Origin of the sequence: Mammaliicoccus sp. A-M4 (genome assembly GCF_022386955.1) — a bacterium.
Taxonomy (GTDB): domain Bacteria; phylum Bacillota; class Bacilli; order Staphylococcales; family Staphylococcaceae; genus Mammaliicoccus; species Mammaliicoccus lentus.
In genome coordinates, this window is the sequence record NZ_JAJNHH010000001.1 from 301,553 (window position 1) to 323,160 (window position 21,608).

General features: G+C 32.4%; 22 protein-coding genes. 7 read left to right on the plus strand and 15 right to left on the minus strand.

Going from position 1 to position 21,608, the window contains the following annotated elements; genetic code table 11:
• Window positions 1-15: 15 nt before the first annotated feature.
• From purN to purE, 9 genes are read right to left on the minus strand one after another with little or no spacing between them, the layout of a single operon-like run.
• On the minus strand, window positions 16-582 hold the full coding sequence (purN, locus tag LQ682_RS01675) for a phosphoribosylglycinamide formyltransferase (protein ID WP_064205031.1): 567 nt from the start codon (window positions 580-582) through the stop codon (window positions 16-18).
• Entirely contained in the window at window positions 579-1,613 is a 1,035-nt protein-coding gene (purM, locus tag LQ682_RS01680) for a phosphoribosylformylglycinamidine cyclo-ligase (protein WP_064211311.1), read from the minus strand. Before purM ends, purN begins: the two co-directional genes overlap by 4 nt.
• Complete coding sequence (gene purF / locus LQ682_RS01685) at window positions 1,597-3,093, minus strand: amidophosphoribosyltransferase (RefSeq protein ID WP_239723772.1); 1,497 nt, start codon at window positions 3,091-3,093, stop codon at window positions 1,597-1,599. Before purF ends, purM begins: the two co-directional genes overlap by 17 nt.
• Window positions 3,072-5,261 (minus strand): phosphoribosylformylglycinamidine synthase subunit PurL, encoded by a 2,190-nt coding sequence (gene purL / locus LQ682_RS01690; protein WP_239723773.1) that lies wholly within the window; start codon window positions 5,259-5,261, stop codon window positions 3,072-3,074. Before purL ends, purF begins: the two co-directional genes overlap by 22 nt.
• Entirely contained in the window at window positions 5,254-5,925 is a 672-nt protein-coding gene (gene purQ, locus LQ682_RS01695; protein WP_016999663.1) for a phosphoribosylformylglycinamidine synthase subunit PurQ, read from the minus strand. Before purQ ends, purL begins: the two co-directional genes overlap by 8 nt.
• Complete coding sequence (purS, locus tag LQ682_RS01700) at window positions 5,925-6,185, minus strand: phosphoribosylformylglycinamidine synthase subunit PurS (protein ID WP_064205026.1); 261 nt, start codon at window positions 6,183-6,185, stop codon at window positions 5,925-5,927. The genes purQ and purS overlap by 1 nt, the downstream gene beginning before the upstream one ends.
• Window position 6,186: 1 nt before the next feature.
• Window positions 6,187-6,888, minus strand: coding sequence for a phosphoribosylaminoimidazolesuccinocarboxamide synthase (purC, locus tag LQ682_RS01705; RefSeq protein WP_016999661.1), 702 nt, complete (start codon window positions 6,886-6,888; stop codon window positions 6,187-6,189).
• Complete coding sequence (purK, locus tag LQ682_RS01710) at window positions 6,889-8,016, minus strand: 5-(carboxyamino)imidazole ribonucleotide synthase (protein WP_239723774.1); 1,128 nt, start codon at window positions 8,014-8,016, stop codon at window positions 6,889-6,891.
• Window positions 8,003-8,485 (minus strand): 5-(carboxyamino)imidazole ribonucleotide mutase, encoded by a 483-nt coding sequence (gene purE, locus LQ682_RS01715; protein WP_016999659.1) that lies wholly within the window; start codon window positions 8,483-8,485, stop codon window positions 8,003-8,005. Before purE ends, purK begins: the two co-directional genes overlap by 14 nt.
• 206 nt (window positions 8,486-8,691) lie before the next feature.
• Here purE and folD point away from each other — a divergent pair, with 206 nt between their 5' ends.
• Window positions 8,692-9,549 carry a bifunctional methylenetetrahydrofolate dehydrogenase/methenyltetrahydrofolate cyclohydrolase FolD gene (gene folD / locus LQ682_RS01720; RefSeq protein WP_064205024.1) on the plus strand — a complete coding sequence of 286 codons (858 nt, stop codon included), beginning with the start codon at window positions 8,692-8,694 and terminating at the stop codon, window positions 9,547-9,549.
• Window positions 9,550-9,628: 79 nt separating this feature from the next.
• Here the strand turns inward: folD and LQ682_RS01725 are convergent, their stop codons facing one another.
• The gene (locus LQ682_RS01725) at window positions 9,629-10,786 is read right to left on the minus strand and encodes a globin domain-containing protein (RefSeq protein ID WP_064211315.1); all 1,158 of its coding nucleotides are present in this window, start codon (window positions 10,784-10,786) and stop codon (window positions 9,629-9,631) included.
• 179 nt (window positions 10,787-10,965) lie between these two features.
• Here LQ682_RS01725 and LQ682_RS01730 point away from each other — a divergent pair, with 179 nt between their 5' ends.
• The 6 genes from LQ682_RS01730 (at window position 10,966) to qoxD (ending at window position 16,767) form a co-directional block, all read left to right on the plus strand.
• A complete protein-coding gene (locus LQ682_RS01730; RefSeq protein WP_016999656.1) occupies window positions 10,966-11,394 on the plus strand; it encodes an RrF2 family transcriptional regulator in 429 nt (142 codons plus the stop codon).
• A gap of 129 nt (window positions 11,395-11,523) precedes the next feature.
• Complete coding sequence (locus tag LQ682_RS01735; protein WP_016999655.1) at window positions 11,524-12,423, plus strand: immunoglobulin-like domain-containing protein; 900 nt, start codon at window positions 11,524-11,526, stop codon at window positions 12,421-12,423.
• A 343-nt stretch (window positions 12,424-12,766) separates the two neighbouring features.
• Window positions 12,767-13,882, plus strand: a complete 1,116-nt coding sequence (gene qoxA / locus LQ682_RS01740) for a cytochrome aa3 quinol oxidase subunit II (RefSeq protein WP_016999654.1) — start codon at window positions 12,767-12,769, stop codon at window positions 13,880-13,882.
• Window positions 13,882-15,876, plus strand: coding sequence for a cytochrome aa3 quinol oxidase subunit I (gene qoxB / locus LQ682_RS01745; protein WP_016999653.1), 1,995 nt, complete (start codon window positions 13,882-13,884; stop codon window positions 15,874-15,876). The genes qoxA and qoxB overlap by 1 nt, the downstream gene beginning before the upstream one ends.
• On the plus strand, window positions 15,869-16,477 hold the full coding sequence (gene qoxC / locus LQ682_RS01750; RefSeq protein WP_016999652.1) for a cytochrome aa3 quinol oxidase subunit III: 609 nt from the start codon (window positions 15,869-15,871) through the stop codon (window positions 16,475-16,477). Before qoxB ends, qoxC begins: the two co-directional genes overlap by 8 nt.
• Window positions 16,474-16,767 (plus strand): cytochrome aa3 quinol oxidase subunit IV, encoded by a 294-nt coding sequence (gene qoxD / locus LQ682_RS01755; protein ID WP_016999651.1) that lies wholly within the window; start codon window positions 16,474-16,476, stop codon window positions 16,765-16,767. The genes qoxC and qoxD overlap by 4 nt, the downstream gene beginning before the upstream one ends.
• A gap of 79 nt (window positions 16,768-16,846) precedes the next feature.
• Here qoxD and LQ682_RS01760 read toward each other — a convergent pair whose 3' ends face one another.
• The 5 genes from LQ682_RS01760 to LQ682_RS01780 form a co-directional block, all read right to left on the minus strand.
• On the minus strand, window positions 16,847-17,128 hold the full coding sequence (locus tag LQ682_RS01760; protein ID WP_016999650.1) for a hypothetical protein: 282 nt from the start codon (window positions 17,126-17,128) through the stop codon (window positions 16,847-16,849).
• 136 nt (window positions 17,129-17,264) lie between these two features.
• Window positions 17,265-18,590, minus strand: coding sequence for a glycosyltransferase (locus LQ682_RS01765; protein WP_239723775.1), 1,326 nt, complete (start codon window positions 18,588-18,590; stop codon window positions 17,265-17,267).
• A gap of 33 nt (window positions 18,591-18,623) precedes the next feature.
• Window positions 18,624-19,541, minus strand: coding sequence for an ABC transporter ATP-binding protein (locus tag LQ682_RS01770; RefSeq protein ID WP_064205021.1), 918 nt, complete (start codon window positions 19,539-19,541; stop codon window positions 18,624-18,626).
• A complete protein-coding gene (locus tag LQ682_RS01775) occupies window positions 19,525-20,736 on the minus strand; it encodes a glycosyltransferase family 4 protein (protein ID WP_239723776.1) in 1,212 nt (403 codons plus the stop codon). The genes LQ682_RS01770 and LQ682_RS01775 overlap by 17 nt, the downstream gene beginning before the upstream one ends.
• A gap of 12 nt (window positions 20,737-20,748) precedes the next feature.
• Window positions 20,749-21,561 carry an ABC transporter permease gene (locus LQ682_RS01780; protein ID WP_016999646.1) on the minus strand — a complete coding sequence of 271 codons (813 nt, stop codon included), beginning with the start codon at window positions 21,559-21,561 and terminating at the stop codon, window positions 20,749-20,751.
• Window positions 21,562-21,608: the final 47 nt, after the last annotated feature.

Here is a 21,608-nt window from a genome sequence, read left to right on the forward strand (position 1 = left end):
TTTGTAAAGACTCCTTTATTTTATGATTTCTTTAATGACGCGCGGATATAGTTCATATTCTAAGTTCTGTATTCTCAGCTGTAGTGTGTCTCTTGTATCGTCTGGATAAACTGGGCAACTTAGTTGGTCTATAATTTCTCCTGTATCCATACCACTGTCTACGTAATGTACAGTTGCTCCTGTAACTCTTACACCATAATCTAGTGCTTGACCAACTGCATCTTTACCAGGAAAGCTTGGTAATATTGAAGGATGTATATTTAAAATTTTTCCTTCATATTGACTAAGTAAAGTTGGACCTACAAGTCTCATATAACCAGCTAAAATAATCCAACTCACTCTTTCTTGAGATAATCTTGTAATTAGAGCTTCCTCATATTCCTTTTTATTATCATATGTTCTAGGATCAATGATATATACAGGTAGATTAAACCTTCTTGCTCTTTCAACACAAAATGCATTCGGATTATCTGTAAATAAAGCAGTAACTTCGATATGACTTAAATGACCATATTCAATATTTTCCATAATTTTTTCGAAATTAGAACCGTTACCTGAAGCAAAAATAGCAGTTTTTATCATAATTGAACCCCCGATAAATTCACGTTACCAGAACCTTTTGTAATTTCCCCAATAACGTAAGCTTCTTCGTTCTGTTCTTTTAATGTATTCAATACTTCATCTTTATCATTTTGATCAACTATTAATACGAAACCAATACCCATATTGAACACGTTATACATTTCAGTTGCATCAATCTCGCCTTGTTCTTGCAACCATTTAAATATTTTAGGAATTTTATAAGTATTCACATCAATATTTGCATCCATATTATCTGGAATAGCTCTTGGTATATTTTCTATAAAACCGCCGCCAGTAATGTGCGACATAGCTTTTACTTTCACTTTATTCAATACAGAAAGTACAGGTTTTACATATAATTTAGTAGGTTCTAAAAACACATCTAAATAACTATGTTGATCATCAAATTGGTCCTCTAGATTAATACCACTTGTTTTGATTAAGTTTCTTACCAAGCTATATCCGTTCGAATGAATACCACTTGAAGTTATACCAATAATGACATCATTTTCAGACACATTACTGCCATCGATATATTCATCTTTTTCAACTGCGCCTACACAGAAACCAGCTATATCATACTCACCTTCATGATACATTTCGCCCATTTCTGCAGTTTCTCCACCGATTAAAGCACAGTTTGTTTCTTTACAAGCAACAGATACACCAGAAACGATATTTTCAATCGTTTCCGGATTTACTTTGTTTGTTGCAATATAGTCAAGGAAATATAATGGCTCTGCCCCAGTTGTTAAAATATCATTTACGCACATAGCGACTGCATCTATACCTATTGTGTCATGTTTATTATTATCGATAGCTAATTTTAATTTTGTTCCTACACCATCAGTACCCGAAACTAAAACTGGTTTCTTCATATTTAATTGGGATAAATCAAACGCTGCTCCGAAACCACCTAGACCACCAAGTACCTCTTTTCTCATCGTACTTTGTACGTGAGATTTCATTCTATTAACTGCTTCATAACCTGCTTCAATATCAACACCGGATGCTTTATATGCTTTCGACATTAAGATTACCCTCTCTATCAAAGTATTGTTTGTGTTCACTTAAATATTCTTTTTGTCGTTTACTTAAGTTTTCGAAATAACGTGTTTCATAGTCATACAAGCCTGCTGGATAATCACCAGTGAAACTTTCAACACATAATCCGTTGTAAGGTACGTCTAAATCTAAACCAATTGAGTCAATCAAACCATCTACGCTTAAATATGCTAAAGAATCTGCTCCTATATAGTCTCGTATTTCTTCTGGTGATTTGTGAGCAGAAATTAATTCTGATGATGTTGAAACATCGATACCGTAGAAACTCGGAAACATAAACTCAGGAGATGCTATGCGTACATGTATTTCATTTGCACCAGCATCTTTTAGCATTCTTACGATTCTTTTACTTGTAGTTCCTCTCACAATTGAATCGTCTACGAGCACTATATTTTTACCGTAAACAATATCTTTTACAGCTGATAATTTCACACGCACACCCTGTTCACGAAGTTCCTGTGTCGGCTGAATGAATGTTCTTGCGACATATTGATTTTTAACTAGACCCATTTCATAAGGTAAGTGGCTTTCTTCAGCAAATCCAGTTGCTGCAGATAGAGATGAATTTGGCACCCCTATTACCATGTCTGCACCTCTTACTGGGCTTTCGTCAGCTAAACGTTTTCCTGATTCTTTACGGACTGCATGAACATTTTTACCTGCAATTGTTGAATCTGGTCTTGCAAAATAAATATATTCCATAGCTGAAATCGCTGTTGAGGTTTGTTTAGTGTAAGATTCTACTCTTATTCCGTCGTCATTAATCACAACATATTCTCCTGCATGTATATCCCTTACAAATTCAGCGCCTAATACATCGATTGCACATGTTTCACTAGCTATAATATAAGCTCCAGTTTTCATTCGACCTACCGCTAAAGGTCTAATGGCATTTGGATCAACTGCTCCATATAATGCATCTTTAGTTAGTAATGCAAACGTAAATCCGCCTTTAATTATGTTTAAACTTTCTTTTAAACTTCCTTCGAAATCAGTTGCTTTGCTTCGTCTGATTAGGTGCATAATCACTTCTGTATCGGATGAAGAGTGAAAAATCGCGCCATCTTTTTCTAGTTTTTTTCTCAAACTTTGTGCATTTACTAAGTTACCGTTATGGCAAACGCCAACACTCATATCGTAAAAATGATATAAAAATGGCTGAATGTTTTCTATTCCTTTATTGCCAGATGTCGCATATCTCACGTGTCCTATTGCATGGTTATAATCTTTGAAAGATTCTAATTGCGCATCAGAAATCGCTTCTGATAATAAGCCTAAACCACGTTCACCCTTTAATTCATTGCCATTTGACCCAACAATTCCTGCTCCTTCTTGACCTCTATGTTGTAAACTGTGTAAGCCCATATATGTTAATTGTGCTGACTCTGGATGATTCCATATACCAAACACTCCACATTCCTCATTTAGACTTTTGATTTCATGCATTGGCCAATTGCCCCTTTCAATTGTTCCCTTATATTCTTCACGTCGACAGTTAATTGTGTAGTTTGGTTCGATAGTTTAAATTGCGTATCGTCAGTTAATTTACCAATTTCAATTGCACCATCGATATCTATTGTTTCGCCTTCTTTTGCTACGACAATATATCGACCTTGTGTTTCACTAAACAATTGTGCGTTTGTAAGTTCTAAATTAACTTCAACTCCTAAATTAAAGTGTGCGCTAAGTTTAGCTAAGCCTATTGCGATTCCGCCTTTACCTAATGCTTGTACATGTGACGCTTTCCCATCTACAATTGCTTTTTTAATTGTTTCTCCTCTTTGTACTTCTGTATTTAAATCTATTTCACAATGTTCATGGTTAACATCTCTATATAGAAGTTTTTCGATTTGACTTCCACCAAAGTTATTTTCAGTGTCGCCTACTAGATAAATACGTTCTGAAGCTTGAGGTTTATAATCATTTAAATATTCTACATCTTCAATTAAACCAACCATACCAATAACTGGTGTTGGGAATATTGAAGTACCTTTTGTTTCGTTATACAAGGAAACGTTACCTGAAACTACTGGTGTTTTGAGTATTTCACAAGCTTCTGCCATCCCTTTTGTAGAATCAGCTAATTGTTGATATATTTCTGGTTTTTCTGGAGAACCATAATTTAAACAATCAGTCATTGCTAAAGGCGTTGCACCGACTGAAATCAGGTTACGATACGCTTCTGCAACAACCATTTTTCCACCTTCATAAGGATTATTGAAAACATATCTAGCTTCGCCATCAATAGTTGAAGCAATTGCTTTTTTAGTACCTTCTACTCTAACGACACCAGCGTGAATACCTGGTTTGCGTATAGTATTTGCCCCAACTTGTTGATCGTATTGTTCATAAGCAAATTCTTTTGAAGCTATAGTTGGATGACTAATTAATTGATTAAATACATCTTTTACATCAATATCTTCGTATTTATTATCTTTTGTTTCATACTTAGGTGTTTTACCTTCTAAAATATACACAGGTGCTTCGTCTGCTAAAGGTTCTACAGGTATATCTGCATAAACTTCATCTTCATAAGATAAAACGAAGCGGTTTGTATCAGTTACTTCTCCAATTACTGCAGAATCTAATTCATGATGTTCAAATAAATCTAAGAATTTTTGTTCTGTTCCTTCTTCAACTACAAGTAACATACGTTCTTGAGTTTCAGACAACATCATTTCATATGGTGAAATACCCTCTTCTCTTGTTGGAACTTTTTCTAAATGTAGATGAATACCACTACCACCTTTTGCTGCCATTTCAGAAGATGAAGAAGTTAAACCTGCTGCACCCATATCTTGAATACCTACAAGCTCAGGATATGTAATTGCTTCTAGTGTTGCTTCCATTAATTTTTTACCAACGAATGGGTCGCCTATTTGTACTGAAGGTCTTTTACTTTCAGATGCTTCACTCAATTCCTCAGAAGCAAAAGTTGCACCATGAATGCCATCTCTACCAGTTTTTAAACCTACATATATTACTGGATTGCCTTTACCTTTTGCAGTACCCTTTTGAATTTTATCGTGATCGATAATACCTACACACATTGCGTTAACAAGAGGATTACCATCATATCTTTCATCAAATTCAATTTCACCAGCTACAGTTGGGATTCCTATACAGTTTCCGTAACCACCTATCCCTTTTACAACTCCGCTAAATAATCTACGGTTTGTTTTATTTGATAATTCACCAAATCTTAAACTATTTAATAATGAAATTGGTCTAGCACCGATAGATACGATGTCACGGATAATACCGCCTACACCAGTAGCTGCACCTTGATAAGGTTCAATTGCTGAAGGGTGGTTATGAGATTCAACTTTAAATACTACTGCTTGATTATCACCAATATCTACAACACCTGCACCTTCACCAGGTCCCATTAATACGCGTTCTCCAGTTGTAGGAAACTGTTTAAGAAATGGTTTAGAATGTTTATAAGAACAATGTTCACTCCACATAACTGAGAAAATACCAATTTCAGTGAAATTAGGTTTTCTTCCTAATATGCTTATAACTTTTTGATACTCTTCATCCGTTAATCCCATATCTCTATATAAATGTTCAGTTTCGATTTCTTTAATACTCGGTTCTAAAAACTTAGACATGTTGTTCCCTCCAACTTTCGATCATAGATTGAAATAACTTAACACCACTATCTGAGCCAAGTAATGTTTCCATAGCTCTCTCAGGATGTGGCATCATACCACAAACGTTACCTTCTATATTTGTAATCCCTGCTATATCTTTGTATGAACCATTTGGATTATCTTGGTACGTTAAAATAATTTGATTATGTTTTTTCAATTCTTCATACATTTCATCCGTACAATAGTAGTGGCCTTCGCCATGCGCAACTGGATATACAACTGTTTCATTTTCATCATATTGATGCGTAAATTTTGTTTGATTATTAACAATCGTTAATTCTTCATTTCTGCTAACGAATAAATGATCATCATTATGCAAAAGCGCACCTGGCAATAATCCGATTTCAGTTAAAATTTGGAAGCCATTACAAACACCTAATACTGGTTTCCCTTCTTCTGCTAGTCTTTTAACTTCTTTTATAATTGGAGCAACTCTAGCCATAGCTCCTGATCTTAAGTAGTCACCAAATGAAAAACCGCCTGGTATCAGAACACCATCAAAACCTTTTAAAGATGTTTCTCTATAATCAACATACTCCGCTTCAACTCCAGAACGTGTAGCAGCATTGTACATGTCGCGGTCACAATTTGAACCTGGGAAGACTAATACAGCTAATTTCATTATGCGTTCTCCTTATCTTCTAAAATTTTAAAACTATATTCTTCAATTACAGTATTCGCAAATAATTTTTCACTAAGTGTATTAACGATATTATGGATTGTTGCTTCATCTGTTTCTTCAACTGTCATGTATATTACTTTACCTACTCTAATATTATTGACTTGCTCATAACCTAAATCGTGTACAGCTCTATTCAATGCTTGCCCTTGTGTATCTAAAACTTGTCCTTGTAATGTAATGTGCAATTCAATATTTTTCATTTTATAGTTCCTCCAATTTATTATAAAAAGTTTCATACGTATCAATTAATGATCCAGTGTCTTCTCTATATACATCTTTATCAAAGTTTTCATGAGTATCTTTATCCCATATACGGCATGTATCTGGAGATATCTCATCTGCTAACAAGATTTCGCCGTCAGCTGTATACCCAAACTCTATTTTGAAATCCACTAATAAAAGATTCATTTCTTCCATGATTTCACTTAAAACTGTGTTAACTTGTAATGCCTTATTTTTAATAACTTCTAATTGTTCTGTTGTAGCAATATTTAATAGTTCTACATGGTCATCTGTAATAAGCGGGTCATTTAATTCGTCTTTCTTATAAAACAATTCTAGTAATGGCTTTTCAAATTGATGTCCTTTTTCAAAACCAAGTCTTTTGCAAATGGAACCAGCTGCTACATTACGTACAACTACTTCTAATGGAAATATTTCTACTGCTTTTACTAATTGTTCCGTATCTGATAGTTTTTCAACAAAATGACTTTCGATGTCTCTTGTTTGCAAAATTCCAAAAATTTTAGATGTAATAAGATTATTTAAACGACCTTTACCAGTCATTTCATCTTTTTTTGCACCGTTGCCAGCTGTGACTTCATCTTTATATTCAATTCTTAAAATATTTTCTTTCTCGGTGTTAAAAACTCTTTTTGCTTTTCCTTCATATAATAGAGTCATTTAATTGTTCCGCCCTTCAAACAAATTGTTAAACATCGCTTCATCTTTATTTAAGTCTTCTGTTAATTTTGTGATATGACCCATCTTACGATTTGTTTTATTTACTTTTTTACCGTACAAATGAACGTGCCATTCCGGATGTTTGTAAAAAGTTTCATATAATAAGTTCACATCTTGACCTAATAAATTCATCATAATCGCTGGTTTCAATAATGAGATTTGCTTAGGTAAGTGCCATCCAGCCACAGCAAGAATATGTGTATCGAATTGAGAATAATCACAAGCTTCTATTGAATAATGACCTGAATTATGTGGTCTCGGTGCAATCTCATTAACAAATAAATCTTGATTGTTTGTTACAAAAAATTCGACTGTAAAAGTTCCTACAAAATGGAGCTTAGTCATAATTTTTTTAACTGCTTCTATTGCTTTGTTTTCTAAATCTACTCGTGCTGGAACAATCGTTTTGTATAATATTTGATTTCTATGTTCATTCTCTTGTAGTGGAAAATAAACTGTTTGATTGTATATATCACGTGTTGCCGTAATAGATACTTCTTTATTAAGGGAAATAAACTTTTCTACAACGCATGGTGTATCAGTGACTAATTTGCGTGCTTCTTCTAGTTCGCTCTTTTCACGTATAATTAACTGACCTTTACCGTCATATCCACCAAAACGCGTTTTGATTATAAATGGAAGTCCAATTTCATCAATAGCTTCCTCAAGATCAGATATTTCTTTAACTTCTATAAAAGGAACAATATTTACGTTTGCTTCTTGTAATGTTTGTTTTTCAGTTAATCTGTCTTGTAATAAAGCTACTGTTTCACTTCCTTGAGGAATATTAAATTGGTTAGAGAGTGTTTCTAATTGATGTGCATCAATATTTTCAAATTCGTAAGTAATTACTTTTGAAATTTCACCTAAACGTTTAAGGGCTAAATCGTCTGAATATGCCGCATTGATAAATTCATGTGCTACATATTGAGCTGGACAATTCTCGTCAGGATCTAGTATTGCAACTTTAAACCCCATTTTTTGTGCCGATTGTGCCATCATCTTTCCTAGTTGGCCGCCACCTACAATACCTATCATGTCACCTGCTTCAAGGTTATAATAAGTCATTTTGCATTTCCTCCACTTTATCAACTAAACTTTCTTCATATTTAACTAATTGATGTCTAACTTTATTATCGTGCATACCTATCATTCTAGCTGCAAGAATGCCAGCATTTTTACTACCTGCTTTACCTATAGCTGTTGTAGCAACAGGAATACCTCCTGGCATTTGAACTATAGATAATAAAGAATCTAGACCTTTTAAACTTTTAGATTCTATTGGCACGCCTATAACAGGAGCAGTCGTTAATGACGCTACCATTCCTGGTAAATGAGCTGCACCACCGGCACCAGCAATAATAATATCTATGTTATTTTTTGTTGCACTCTTAGCATAATCGACCATTTTTAATGGTGTTCTATGAGCAGACACGACTTCTTTTTCATATTCAATACCAAAATAATCAAGCATGTCACATGCTTCTTTCATGATTGGCCAGTCGGAAGAACTACCCATTATTACTGCCACTTTCATCTTTGTCACCCTTTCAATTAGTTGAAATGTTAAAGTTTTATTGTGTATATTACAGATATAGCATAACAATTGATTTTGCTATTTTCAATGGAAAAACGAACATTTTTATATTTTTATACAAAAATATTTGATTTATGTTCGTATTAACGACATAATTTACTATGTAAGCAATGTTAAAGTTCGATTTATAATTTAGGAGGATTTATATGTCAGCAAAAATATTAGATGGTAAAGAGATTGCAAAAGCATACAGAAGTGGTCTACAAAGTGAAGTGGAAAAATTAAAAGAACAAAATATCGTACCTAAACTATCTGTTATTCTTGTTGGAAATGACGGTGCGAGCCAGAGTTATGTTAATTCTAAAAAGAAAGCAGCTGAAAAAATTGGCATGATTTCTGAAATAGTACATATGGATGAATCATCTTCGGAAGAAGAAGTGTTAAATGAGTTAGAACGCTTAAACAATGATGATTCAGTGAGTGGTATATTAGTTCAAGTACCTTTACCAAAGCAAGTATCAGAAGCAAAAGTACTAGAAGCCATTAACCCAGATAAAGATGTAGATGGTTTTAATCCTATCAACATAGGAAGATTATATACTGGTGAGCGTACATTTATTCCATGTACTCCATTAGGTATAATGGAAATATTAAAACATGCTGATATAGACTTAAAAGGTAAGAATGTTGCTGTTATAGGCAGAAGTCATATAGTTGGGCAACCAGTAAGTAAATTATTAACAGATCAAGATGCTACCGTTACTTTATTACATTCCAAATCAACAAATACAGAAGAAGTTCTAAAGCAAGCTGATGTTATCGTTAGTGCTGTTGGCCGTGTACATCTTGTTACAAAAGATTTAGTAAAATCAGGAGCAGTCATTGTAGATGTTGGTAACACACCAGATGAAAATGGAAAACTGAAAGGTGACGTAGACTTTGAAGCAGTAAAAGAAGTTGCGAGTGCTATTACGCCAGTACCAGGTGGTGTTGGTCCATTAACGATTACAATGGTATTAAACAACACACTGTTAGCTGAAAAATGGAAAAATAATATAGAATAAGAAAAAGCCTTAACGCTTTGTTGTACAGAATGATTACAACTGGGTTAAGGCTTTTTTAATTAATTCACTTTTGTTCGTATTATACGTTTGTAATACTCATTTTTGGACCGAATGGTTCGAAGTTAACATCTGATTGACTAATATTTAATTTAGCAAATTCATCGAATATTGTATCCATAAATAATATACCACCACATAAATAAATGTCAGTATTTTCATTAATCCAATGTTGTAAAGAATCACTTGTTAAATATCCGTCTCTTAATTTCAAATGATAAGTTACATCGACGTTATCATATTTTTCGTTAATTTCTGTAAGCTCAGTTTTAAACGGAACATCTGCTTCACTTTCATTAACATGTACAAAATGTACTTGTCTTCCTTTTTTAGCTTCATCTTCTAACATAGCAAGCATTGGTGTAACACCTGCACCAGAAGATAATAATAACAATTCTTTACCAGCTTCTGAATTCACTTTAAAGTCCCCTGCTGGCGCTGAAATTTCAATACTATCACCTATAGAAGTATTATCGTGTAATTCATGTGACACGATACCTTTTTTCTCTCCTGTACCTTCTTTTTTAACAGCGAATTTTAATGTTCCATCATTTTCAACTGAATAAAGTGAATAGTGTCTTAATGCTAGATTTTCATCATTTTCAGGTTTCACACGCACTGTTATATATTGCCCAGCTACTAATTCAGGTATTTCTAAAGCAACTTCTGGTTCTACTTCAAATGATTTCATTGTCGTACCTTGATTTAAGATATTCGTAATTTTAAACGGTTGGAAACCATCCCAAGCTGCTTTTTCATACATTTCTTTTTCCATTGAAATAAATACACTTGCTATTTCACCATATGCTTCTTCCCATGCATTCATAATTTCATCTGTAGCTGCATCTCCAAGTACTTCTTTAATAGCTTTTAATAAGTATTCCCCTACTATTGGATAATGCTCTTCTTTAACTTGTAAAGCGCGGTGTTTATGCGCAATTTGGTTAACATTAGGAACGATAGCACCTAAATTATCAATGTGTTTTGCAGCTGCTAAAACTGTTTGTGCTAAAGCAGTTTGTTGCTTACCTTGTTTTTGGTTAGATTTGTTGAAAATGTTCAATAATTCAGGATGTGCTTCAAACATTCTTGTGTAAAATACTTTTGTAATTTCAGTTCCGTGCTGTTCCAATACTGGCACTGTTTGTTTTACTATTTCTCTAGTTTGTTCTGATAACATCAGAAGGCCCCCTCTTAAAGATATATTTTAAATACATCTTTAATTGTAGATAATTTCACAATGTAATTCAATAAATAATCATTTTGTTTACAAAATTGTCATTTTTATATTTCAATCTGAATTGTTGGTAAAGTTATAAATAATAAGTATAATAAGTATATTATAAGGAGGTCTGACCTATGAAACTCACCCAATATACGGATTATTCATTACGAGTTCTCATGTACCTTGCTCAGCAAAAGAAACAATCTCAAATAGAAGAAATAGCAAACTTTTATGGTATATCTAAGAACCATCTAACAAAAATTGTTCATCAACTTGTTAAATTAGGTTATTTAAAATCAGTCAGAGGTAGAAATGGCGGAATTACGCTTAATCTATCACCTGAAGACATAAATATCGGTACACTTGTTCGACAAACAGAAGAACATTTCGAACTAGTCGAATGTTTCAATATGGAAACGAACACTTGCCCTATCGCTCTAAATTGTGGCCTCAAAGGTGCACTCCACCACGCATTAAATGAATACCTCAAAACGCTAGATCAATATACTTTAAGTGATATCGTACCCAAAAATAATCTAAAAGATACACTCTACACTCCTTAATAGTAGATATCGGTCTTAAGGTCGATGTAAATGTTACAAGTTTGCGATAATCTTGTAACTATAAGGAAATCAACTTAAAAAAATGTTATCCTTTCCTTATAACCTTACAACAAAGGAGTACATAATATTATGATGAATAAATTAATACAATCATTAACTGTCTTAGGTGTTTCTGCAACACTTGTTACACCTTCACTAACTGCAAACGCAACTGGAAACAGCTTACCTGAAATTAAAGGTGTTGAAGGCGACGTAGTTGAAAAAGGCTCTGACTATGATTTATTAAAAGGAATTAAAGCATTTGATAAAGAAGATGGAGATTTAACTAAAAAAATAAAAGTAACTGGCGATGTTGATACTTCAAAATTAGGAAAATACAAAGTTCAATATAAAGTTACTGATTCTGACGGTGCTTATAGAACGAAATGGCACTATGTTTATGTAGTAGAAGAAGGTTCATTAAATGGGTCAAAAGATAAAGCTTCTAAAGATAAAAATAAAGAAAAAGCAGAAGTAGCATCTAATAAAGAAACTTCTAAAAAAGACTTAGATGAAAATATGCCACTAATTACTGTCCCAACTAAAGACTTAGTGTATCAAGGTGATAACTTTGATCCTATGAAAGGCGTTAAAGCTTTAGATAAAAAAGATGGTGATATAACTGATAAAGTAACTGTTAAAGGTGATATCGACACTTCAAAAACAGGTTTACAATACATTACTTATCATGTAAAAGATTCAGATGGTTACTATTACACGTATAAACGAGGCGTGTATGTTAACGACGGTGACTTAGCACCTAAACCTGAATTAACAGGTGTTAAAGATATTACAGTAAATAAAGGTGAAGACTTCGATTTACTTAAAGATGTTAAAGCAAAATCTAATTCTGGCGATGATTTAACTTCAGACATCGTTACAAGCGGTGAAGTTAACACAAATAAACCAGGTAAATATAAAGTTGGTTACGCTGTATCAGATAAAGACGGACATATTACAGCACAAGGTAGAACAATTACAGTAAAATAATATTCTAAAAAGAAAGACTTCTAAAAATTAGAAGTCTTTCTTTTTTATCTCTTTTATTTATGTTTTTTATAATATAAAATTGTATATACAAACTTTACTAAATTTAAAGAAAAATCATTGAAATTATTAATAAAAAGGGAAAATTTATTATTTCCTTATTCAATTCAAAAAGTACACAAAAATTTAACAATTAGGTTAAATAGCGTCATATCAAAGCTAGAGCAATGCATTTATTGGAAACAATGCTTACAAGGCTTTAAATAGCCTTGTAAATATGGATAAATCCTTTAAAATTAAGGTCTAGCCATATATATAGGTATATAGAAAATGGGAGGTAAAAAACGTGGCAAAGTTAAAGTCAATACTTCTCATGTCAACGCTAGGTATTTTACTTAGTGGTTGTTCAAACTTAGAAGTATTAAACCCTAAAGGACCCATGGCGGAAGATTCACATTTCTTAATTATTTTCTCAATTATTATGATGGTCTTCATTGTCGTAGTGGTCTTAATTTTGTTTTTAATATTTATCATTAAATATAGAAAAACAAAAAATGTAACATCAGGTACAATGCATCACAATCTCATTTTAGAAGCAGTATGGTTTATTATTCCTGTTATCATATTAGTGATATTGGCTGTACCTACAGTTAAATCTCTATATAACTATGAAGAAGCACCAAAATCAGAAGACGAGCCTGTCGTTATTTATGCAACGAGCGCTGGTTTCAAATGGTTCTTCAGTTATCCAGAGGAAAAAGTAGAAACAGTAAATCACGTAACGATACCAGAAAACCGTCCTGTATTATTCAAGCTACAGTCAATGGATACAATGACTAGTTTTTGGGTACCTCAACTAGGTGGTCAAAAATATGCCATGACAAGTATGACTATGGATTGGACTTTAGAAGCAAATGAGACAGGTACTTTCAAAGGTAGAAACTCAAACTTTAATGGTGAAGGTTTCTCAAGACAAACATTTAACGTAAATTCAGTAAGTAATGAAGATTACGATAAATGGGTATCTAAATCGCAAAAACGTAAAACAATAGATCAAGATACATTTGATCATCAAATTCTTCCGACAACAAAGAATCAGGAACTTACTTATAGCGGAACACACTTAGCATATGTAGATCCAGCAGCAGACCCAGAATACATCTTCCATGCTTATAAACGTTACCGTTATGAACCAAAAGATCCAAACTTCTATGATGAAAGTGAAGGTGTAACTGAAAAACCAGTTCTCCCTCCACGTAAAGTTACGGTTACTAACCCTAACTACGAACGTCATGGAATGAAACCTATGATTCTTAAAAATAACGAGAAATATGATAGTGAATTCAAGAAAGAAGAAGAACATCATATGGATGAAATGGAAAAAATATCAGAAGATGCAAAAAATGAAGATGAAAAAGGTAACAAACAATCTTCTAATAAAAACCATGGAGGTGACAAGTAATGAATTTTCCATGGCATGAACTCATCATCCAAAGTGACTGGATGATCACAATGGCACAAGTTCTACTTGTATTAACAGGTATATGCGTTGTTGGTGGTTTAACTTACTATAAAAAATGGAATTGGTTATATTCAGAATGGCTAACATCTGTCGACCATAAGAAAATTGGGATTATGTATATTATTTCTGCTATCCTAATGTTCTTCCGTGGTGGTGTAGATGCTTTACTTATTCGTCTACAATTAATGACACCAGACAATACATTACTAGAGTCACAGCACTATAACGAAATCTTTACAACTCACGGTGTAATCATGATTATCTTTATGGCTATGCCATTCTTAATCGGTTTAATGAACGTGGTTGTTCCATTACAAATTGGTGCTCGTGACGTTGCATTCCCTATGTTAAATAACTTGAGTTTCTGGTTATTTGCTGCAGGAATGGGATTATTCAATATTTCATTCGTACTTGGCGGTGCGCCAGCTGCTGGTTGGACAAACTATGCACCATTAGCAACTGACTTCAGTCCAGGTACTGGGATTAACTATTATTTAATTGCAATACAAATTGCAGGTATTGGTACATTAATGACAGGTATTAACTTCTTTGTTACTATCCTTAAATTACGTACTAAATCAATGAAATTTATGGAAATCCCTATGTTTACAATAACGACTTTAATTACGTCATTAATAATTATTCTAGCTTTCCCTATTTTAACTGTCGCACTTGCTTTAATGACATTTGACCGTTTAATGGGAACGAGCTTCTTTGAAATAGCAAATGGTGGTATGCCTATGTTATGGGCAAACTTCTTCTGGGTTTGGGGTCATCCTGAAGTATATATACTTGTATTACCTGCATTTGGTATGTTCTCAGAGATTATTCCAACATTTGCTCGTAAACGTTTGTTTGGACATCAAAGTATGGTTTGGGCAACAGGCGGTATTGCATTCTTAAGTTTCTTAGTTTGGGTTCACCATTTCTTCACTATGGGTAATGGCGCATTAGTTAACTCATTCTTCTCAATTTCAACTATGTTAATCGCAATACCAACGGGTGTTAAAATATTCAACTGGCTATTCACCCTATTTAAAGGTCGAATCACCTTTGAATCACCAATGTTATTCGCTTTAGCGTTTATCCCTAACTTTACTTTAGGTGGAGTAACAGGTGTTATGCTAGCAATGGCAGCAGCTGACTATCAGTATCATAATACGTATTTCTTAGTGGCACACTTCCACTACGTAATTATTGCAGCTGTAGTATTCGCTTGTTTCGCTGGTTTAATATTCTGGTATCCAAAAATGTTTGGTTACAAATTAAATGAAAAGATCAACCAATGGTTATTCTGGACATTTACATTAGGCTTTAACCTATGTTTCTTACCACAATTCCTATTAGGTTTAGATGGTATGCCTCGTCGACTATATCAATATGTACCTGAAGATGGATGGTTCACATTAAACTTCATCTCAACAATCGGTGCATTCTTGATGGGTATTGGATTCTTAGCATTAATTTGGAACGTAGTATACAGCTTCGGTAGAGCAAAACGTGAAGCTACAGGCGATAACTGGGATGGCTTAGGTAGAACATTAGAATGGTCTACTGCATCAGCAATTCCACCACACTATAACTTTGCTATCACACCTGAGTGGTATGACACTGAAACATTTGTAGAAATGAAACAAAATGGCAAACATTATCTTGATAATAGAAATTATGAAGATATTCATATGCCTAACAATACACACGTTGGATTCTGGATGGCAGTTAGTTTCTTATTCGGAGGTTTCTTCTTAGTATTTGAAACTTATATACCTGCAATTATATTCTTAATTGGAGTTATAGCATGTATGTTTTGGAGAAGTTTCCAAGAAGACTATGGCTACCACATTCATGCTGAAGAGCTAGAAGAAAACGAAGCAAAATTACGCGAATTACGCGAACAAGAACTTAAGGAAAAGGAGGACAATAAAGATGAGTAATGAGCAACATAATACAATTGATACTGTTAATGAAACAGGCCAATTAAATAAACTCGGATTTTGGGTCTTTCTTACTGCTGAAATTGCGTTATTCGGTACATTATTTGCAACATTCCTAGTCTTACAAAAAAGTGGTTCTTATGGTGGCGCTTCAACGCCTGAACTATTTGAATTACCTTTAGTCATGATAATGACATTCTTACTATTAGTAAGTAGTTACACATGTGGTATAGCTGTTTACTTTATGCGTAAAGAAAATGTTAAAATGATGATGATTTGGATGATTATTACCGTTTTACTTGGTGCAGGATTCGTTGGATTTGAATTATATGAATTTACCCATTATGTAGGTGAAGGTGTTACAGCTCAATTAGGTTCATTCTGGTCTGCGTTCTTTATTTTACTAGGAACACACGGACTTCACGTAACTGTAGGTATATTCTGGATTTCAGGAGTTTTAATCCAAATTGCTAGACGTGGTTTAAATGAACATAACGCACCTAAAATTTTCATAGGTAGTTTATATTGGCACTTCCTAGATGTTGTATGGATCTTTATCTTTACACTAGTTTATCTTGTAGGGATGGTGAGTGGATCATGAATAAAACAGTCGTAAATCATACAGTCGGTTTAATATTCTCAATTGTACTTACATTGTTAGCTGTTTACGTTATGTTATACACTGGCATGTCTCTACAAGTAAGAACTTCAATTATTGTTGGATTTGCTTTTATTCAAGCACTTGTACAATTGTTAATGTTTATGCACTTAACAGAAGGACGAGACGGTCGAGCAACTGCATTCAAAGTACTCTTCGCAGTAATCATTACTTTAATTATTGTAATCGGTACTTATTGGGTTATGGTTGGTGGACACAGCTCTCACCTATAATAAAAATCTAAGTTTAAATAAATAAAACAGTCGCAGTTCTTACTAATAAGAACTGCGACTGTTTTTTTATGTAAATCAATTACATTATAAGATTTTCAAAGTCTTTACTTATTTCAGCTATTTTATCGGTATTATTTGTTTCTCTGAAATAAATAATAGCTTTCTGATACATTTCAATTGCCTTTCTCCTATTTTTCTTTGTTTTATATAATTCTGCAAATTGTAAAAATCCATTACCCATAATTTCAAAATCATATCTAACGAGATTTGCTTCAATATCTCTTAATAATATCATTGCTTCCTTATTGTTATCTGACTTAATATAATTACAAACATTTTCTATACTTTTTTTAATATACATAACCTTTACTTTTGCCCCCACTTATAATTCATTAATGCTATTATTGTAATCCCTCTATTTATAAAACTCAAGGTAATAAAACACGCCATTAGCTTTACATGCAACTAATGGCGTAATTATCTCTATTAAATAATATTTATATTAAACTTGTTTCATAATCTTCACGAGTTAATGGAGCGAATTCGTTGTAAATATCTAATAATTTAACTTTCTCATTTTCCCAATTATATATTTCTTTAGCTACTTTAGTATTTTCACTCATTTCACTTCTTAATTGAGGGTTTTTAACAAGTTTATTAACTGCTTCTGCTATTTCATTTACATTATGTGAATCTATTACAATTCCTGTATTTGTTTCTTCTACAACTTTCTGAATTTCAGGAAAATCACAACTCACAACTGGTACATGTGCCATCATATATTCAAATAATTTATTTGAACTAGCTGAATAGTGATTAAAACATATATTTTGTAATACTTGAAAACCTAAATAAGCTTCTCTCGTATAAGAAGGTAATTGTTGAAATGGAACTTTATCAAGAAAATGTATTCTAGAGGATTGAGCCGATTGTTTACTTTGATCTTTTAACGATTGTGTTAGCTTACCTCCGCCTATAAATAGCAAATGCCCTTCTTCTATTTGATCCATAGCTTCTATTAATAGTTCAAGCCCTCTACCTTGTTGTAATCCACCTTGATATAGTAATATTTTTTCATTTTTCGAAATACCTATTAATTCGTGTAAATTTATTTTAGCTTTATCTTGAATATCATATTTTTCAGAGTAATTATATAAAGTCTTCGGATAAAAATGATATATTTTTTCGTTATATGCTGCTCTTGTATGATTCTCTACAATCATTTGATCAACAAATTTAAGCATATATGATTCAATCTTTTTAATTTTTTCTTTATTATAGCCTGTTCTATCTGATTGTACTTCGTGACTATCATAAATGAGTGGTTTTGGTTTAAACCTCAATTTAGAGCAGACAATTGCTTGTGGTAATGTATTTAAATCATTAGCATGATAAATATCGGCATTTTGTATATAGCCTTTTACAATCATTCTTATGATAATCGCACTGTTTATAAACCACTTTCTCACTTTTTTAAATTTAATCATTCCAGCCGCTAATAATAAAGACATCAAATATGCAGACATTAATGTGAAGCTGACATAAAATAAACTTGGTATTATAGCAATTTGAACACCTGCAACTACAAGTAAAAATTTCTTTCCATAATCTTGATAAGCTTGTAGTATCCAAGGATAACGTTTTACTCTATGTACTTTGAACCTTTCAGATATTTCTTCATAAGCTGTAATCATTTGGTTTTTCGGGTCATTTATTGCGATTAGATCAACATTATATCCTGTTTCAGCTAAAGTAGTACATTCTCTATTGACCCTTGCATCATTCGTAAAATGATTCCACACAAACATTGTTACTTTCTTCATTTTATTACCCCATTTAAAATTGAAATAATTAAATTATAAAATGCCTACTTGAAATAGCATAACATATATCCAAGCGACGCTGAGCATGCCTATCATTGCTAATAAACTTATAGGTCTTTTCTCTTTATGAACATCTTTTTCATTTACTTCTTTTTCTCTTTGTTGCTGGATTTTTATACGTTTATATTCTAACTGCTCTTTTTTAGATTTCTTTTTAACTTTTTGTATGAGATTAACATATCTTTTAACTACTTCTTGTACTTCTCCATATGCAACCATTTCACCGTAATGAATCCATATTGCTTTTTTACACATTTTCTTAATTTGACCTGCAGAATGTGATACAAAAAAGATTGTTTTACCTTGTTCTTGTAATTCATGCATTTTTTCAATACACTTATTAGAAAATGTTTCATCACCTACTGATAATGCTTCATCGACAATCAAAATATCAGGATCAGTATGAATCGCTATTGCAAAGCCAAGTCTTGATTTCATACCGCTAGAATATGACTTTAAAGGTTGATAAATAAAATCATCTAATTCACTAAACTGAACGATATCATCAAATTTTTCATTGATTTCTTTTTGAGACATACCATGCATCAAACATTTATAATGTATATTCTCTTCACCTGTGAAATCGGGATTCAAACCTGCACCTATAGCAATTAAAGATGGCTTACCATTTGTATAAACTGTGCCTGATGAAGGTTCGATAACCCCACCCAATATATTTGATAAAGTTGATTTTCCTGAACCATTTAACCCTATTATTCCAACTGATGTACCTTCTTCAACTTCAAACGAAATATCATGAAGAGCATAATATGGTTTTGATTTATAACTTAATCCAAACGTAAATAATGATAATAATTTATCTTTTCTACTAACATTTAAATCATATACTTTAGATACATTTTCACATTTGATTTTATATGTTTGTGTCATGCGTCTCACCTTTTCTTAAAAAAGCAATTAATTTTTCAATATTGTCTTCCCATATTAAGTGTTCATCCCTATATTTTTTCGCATTTTCGGATTTTTGAATTAATGATTTTTCATTACGCTTTAATGATTCTATTTCATTAACAATTGTATTAACGGAACATTGTTTTCTCGCAAATCCCAAATTATATTTTTGAATAATCGCTTCTGTAGGACCGCTAATATTAGATATAGGCGGTGTCCCCACACCGATTGAATCTATAATTTTACCTGGCATAACGTTCATAAAAACTTCAGATGATTCTAATATAGAAAGTGAAACATGATGTTTTGCTATTTCTTTTAAACACTCACTTCTACCTAAAGGTTTCTGTAATTGAATGTATGGTAATTCACGGACTGCATCTCTAAATTTAGCAGCTTGTACACCATACACGATTGCTGTTAAACTAATTTTCTTTTCATTTAACTTTTTGCAAATCTCTATTAACTGGTTTACATCTTGAGCATATCCAATATTTCCAGTATATATAACACTGAAATCACGATACTTTTCTTCTGTTTTCAATTCAGTTTTCGATAAACCATTAGGTAAATAAAATATAGGTATTTTTGTTTTTAATTTTGACTGAATATGAGATCTAAATGCTTCATTATTTATAACAATTTTGTCTGCTTCATTATACATTTTTCTTTCTAGATACTTAAGTAATGGTATAAATAGACTAATATTAACGTGTTTTAATCCATTTACACTATCCGGCCATAAGTCACGAATTTCCAGAACATAAGTTGGATGCTTACTTTTTTTGAAAAATAAAGTAGCCCAAGCTAAAAATATATTAGGACTTGATACATAGACATAGTCATAATCTTTATCATGCATTTTCAAGTAAATTCGAAGACGCATATATTGTTCAATATAATAAACCAATCTCATAATAAAGTTGCTATTTTGTTTATTACCGTGCATTTTCATTCTTATAATTTTACTATGTTCTAGTTCATTTAAATCTTCATCTGTAAAATATGAACTATCTTGAAACAAATCTCTATTTGGATATGTTGGTTCAGTTGTTAACATCGTCGGATCTGCGCCTTTAGTTTTAAAAGCTTTAAACATCATTCTCATTCTATTTGCAGCAGAACCAAGTTCAGGATAAAAATTTTGTGAAATCATAAGTAATTTCTTTGTCATTTCAAAAACACCCTATAAGTAGTCTAGTAATCTTCGTTTAAATCTTGAGTGAACAAGTGAACCAATTAATATTAATAATATTGTAATTAACCAGAAATAAATATGGTCATGCCATTGACCATATATTGAAACATTACCATGTACAAAGGCTGTTCTGTACACACCTACTAAATATGCGAAAGGATTTAAGCTCGCAATTCTTTGTAAAATACCATGTGCTTCTTCCATAGCCCAAAATATTGGTGTCATAAAGAATAGCATTCTTATAATATTTTGTAATAAGTTTTTAGTATCTCGTATAATAATAACTAAAGTACTCATTATTAATGAAATACCAAAAATAATCGCAAATGAGGCAACGATAAAATATATAAACCAGAAATAATGCCACCATGGTACATAACCATTTATAACAGAAATAACAAATAATATAGACGAAGTAATCATCAGATTAATCATATTATTTGTTAAAGCTATAGAGATAAATATTGAAGATGGGAACTTCATTTTGGATAATAGACCAACATTACCTTGTATGGCAGCTGCTCCAGTATTAATTCCTTGGGATATAAACAGCCATGGGAACAAACCTGAAATTAAATGCACTAAAAAGGGAACACCTACAACTTGAGCACTTGCATCCCCTCTTAAACCTAACCCAAATACAAGATAATATACAGCTACTTGAAGCATAGGCTGTAATATATTCCAAAATACACCAAGATAATGATTAGCGTATTGACTCTTCATATTATATATCGCTAGTTTAAATATCTTGGGTAAATTATAGATTTGTTCTTTAAATATCTCTGCAACAATTTTCATGCTTAACGACCTACTTGATTGTTATATTTTTAATAGTTCTATCAATC

Coding starts and splice junctions, on each gene's coding strand:
- purN (WP_064205031.1), bottom strand. CDS start 582: ATGATAAAAACTGCTATTTTTGCTTCAGGTAACGGTTCTAATTTCGAA.
- purM (WP_064211311.1), bottom strand. CDS start 1,613: ATGTCGAAAGCATATAAAGCATCCGGTGTTGATATTGAAGCAGGTTAT.
- purF (WP_239723772.1), bottom strand. CDS start 3,093: ATGCATGAAATCAAAAGTCTAAATGAGGAATGTGGAGTGTTTGGTATA.
- purL (WP_239723773.1), bottom strand. CDS start 5,261: ATGTCTAAGTTTTTAGAACCGAGTATTAAAGAAATCGAAACTGAACAT.
- purQ (WP_016999663.1), bottom strand. CDS start 5,925: ATGAAATTAGCTGTATTAGTCTTCCCAGGTTCAAATTGTGACCGCGAC.
- purS (WP_064205026.1), bottom strand. CDS start 6,185: ATGAAAAATATTGAATTGCACATTACATTACAAGGACAAGTTTTAGAT.
- purC (WP_016999661.1), bottom strand. CDS start 6,888: ATGACTCTATTATATGAAGGAAAAGCAAAAAGAGTTTTTAACACCGAG.
- purK (WP_239723774.1), bottom strand. CDS start 8,016: ATGACTTATTATAACCTTGAAGCAGGTGACATGATAGGTATTGTAGGT.
- purE (WP_016999659.1), bottom strand. CDS start 8,485: ATGAAAGTGGCAGTAATAATGGGTAGTTCTTCCGACTGGCCAATCATG.
- folD (WP_064205024.1), top strand. CDS start 8,692: ATGTCAGCAAAAATATTAGATGGTAAAGAGATTGCAAAAGCATACAGA.
- LQ682_RS01725 (WP_064211315.1), bottom strand. CDS start 10,786: ATGTTATCAGAACAAACTAGAGAAATAGTAAAACAAACAGTGCCAGTA.
- LQ682_RS01730 (WP_016999656.1), top strand. CDS start 10,966: ATGAAACTCACCCAATATACGGATTATTCATTACGAGTTCTCATGTAC.
- LQ682_RS01735 (WP_016999655.1), top strand. CDS start 11,524: ATGATGAATAAATTAATACAATCATTAACTGTCTTAGGTGTTTCTGCA.
- qoxB (WP_016999653.1), top strand. CDS start 13,882: ATGAATTTTCCATGGCATGAACTCATCATCCAAAGTGACTGGATGATC.
- qoxC (WP_016999652.1), top strand. CDS start 15,869: ATGAGTAATGAGCAACATAATACAATTGATACTGTTAATGAAACAGGC.
- qoxD (WP_016999651.1), top strand. CDS start 16,474: ATGAATAAAACAGTCGTAAATCATACAGTCGGTTTAATATTCTCAATT.
- LQ682_RS01760 (WP_016999650.1), bottom strand. CDS start 17,128: ATGTATATTAAAAAAAGTATAGAAAATGTTTGTAATTATATTAAGTCA.
- LQ682_RS01765 (WP_239723775.1), bottom strand. CDS start 18,590: ATGAAGAAAGTAACAATGTTTGTGTGGAATCATTTTACGAATGATGCA.
- LQ682_RS01770 (WP_064205021.1), bottom strand. CDS start 19,541: ATGACACAAACATATAAAATCAAATGTGAAAATGTATCTAAAGTATAT.
- LQ682_RS01775 (WP_239723776.1), bottom strand. CDS start 20,736: ATGACAAAGAAATTACTTATGATTTCACAAAATTTTTATCCTGAACTT.
- LQ682_RS01780 (WP_016999646.1), bottom strand. CDS start 21,561: ATGAAAATTGTTGCAGAGATATTTAAAGAACAAATCTATAATTTACCC.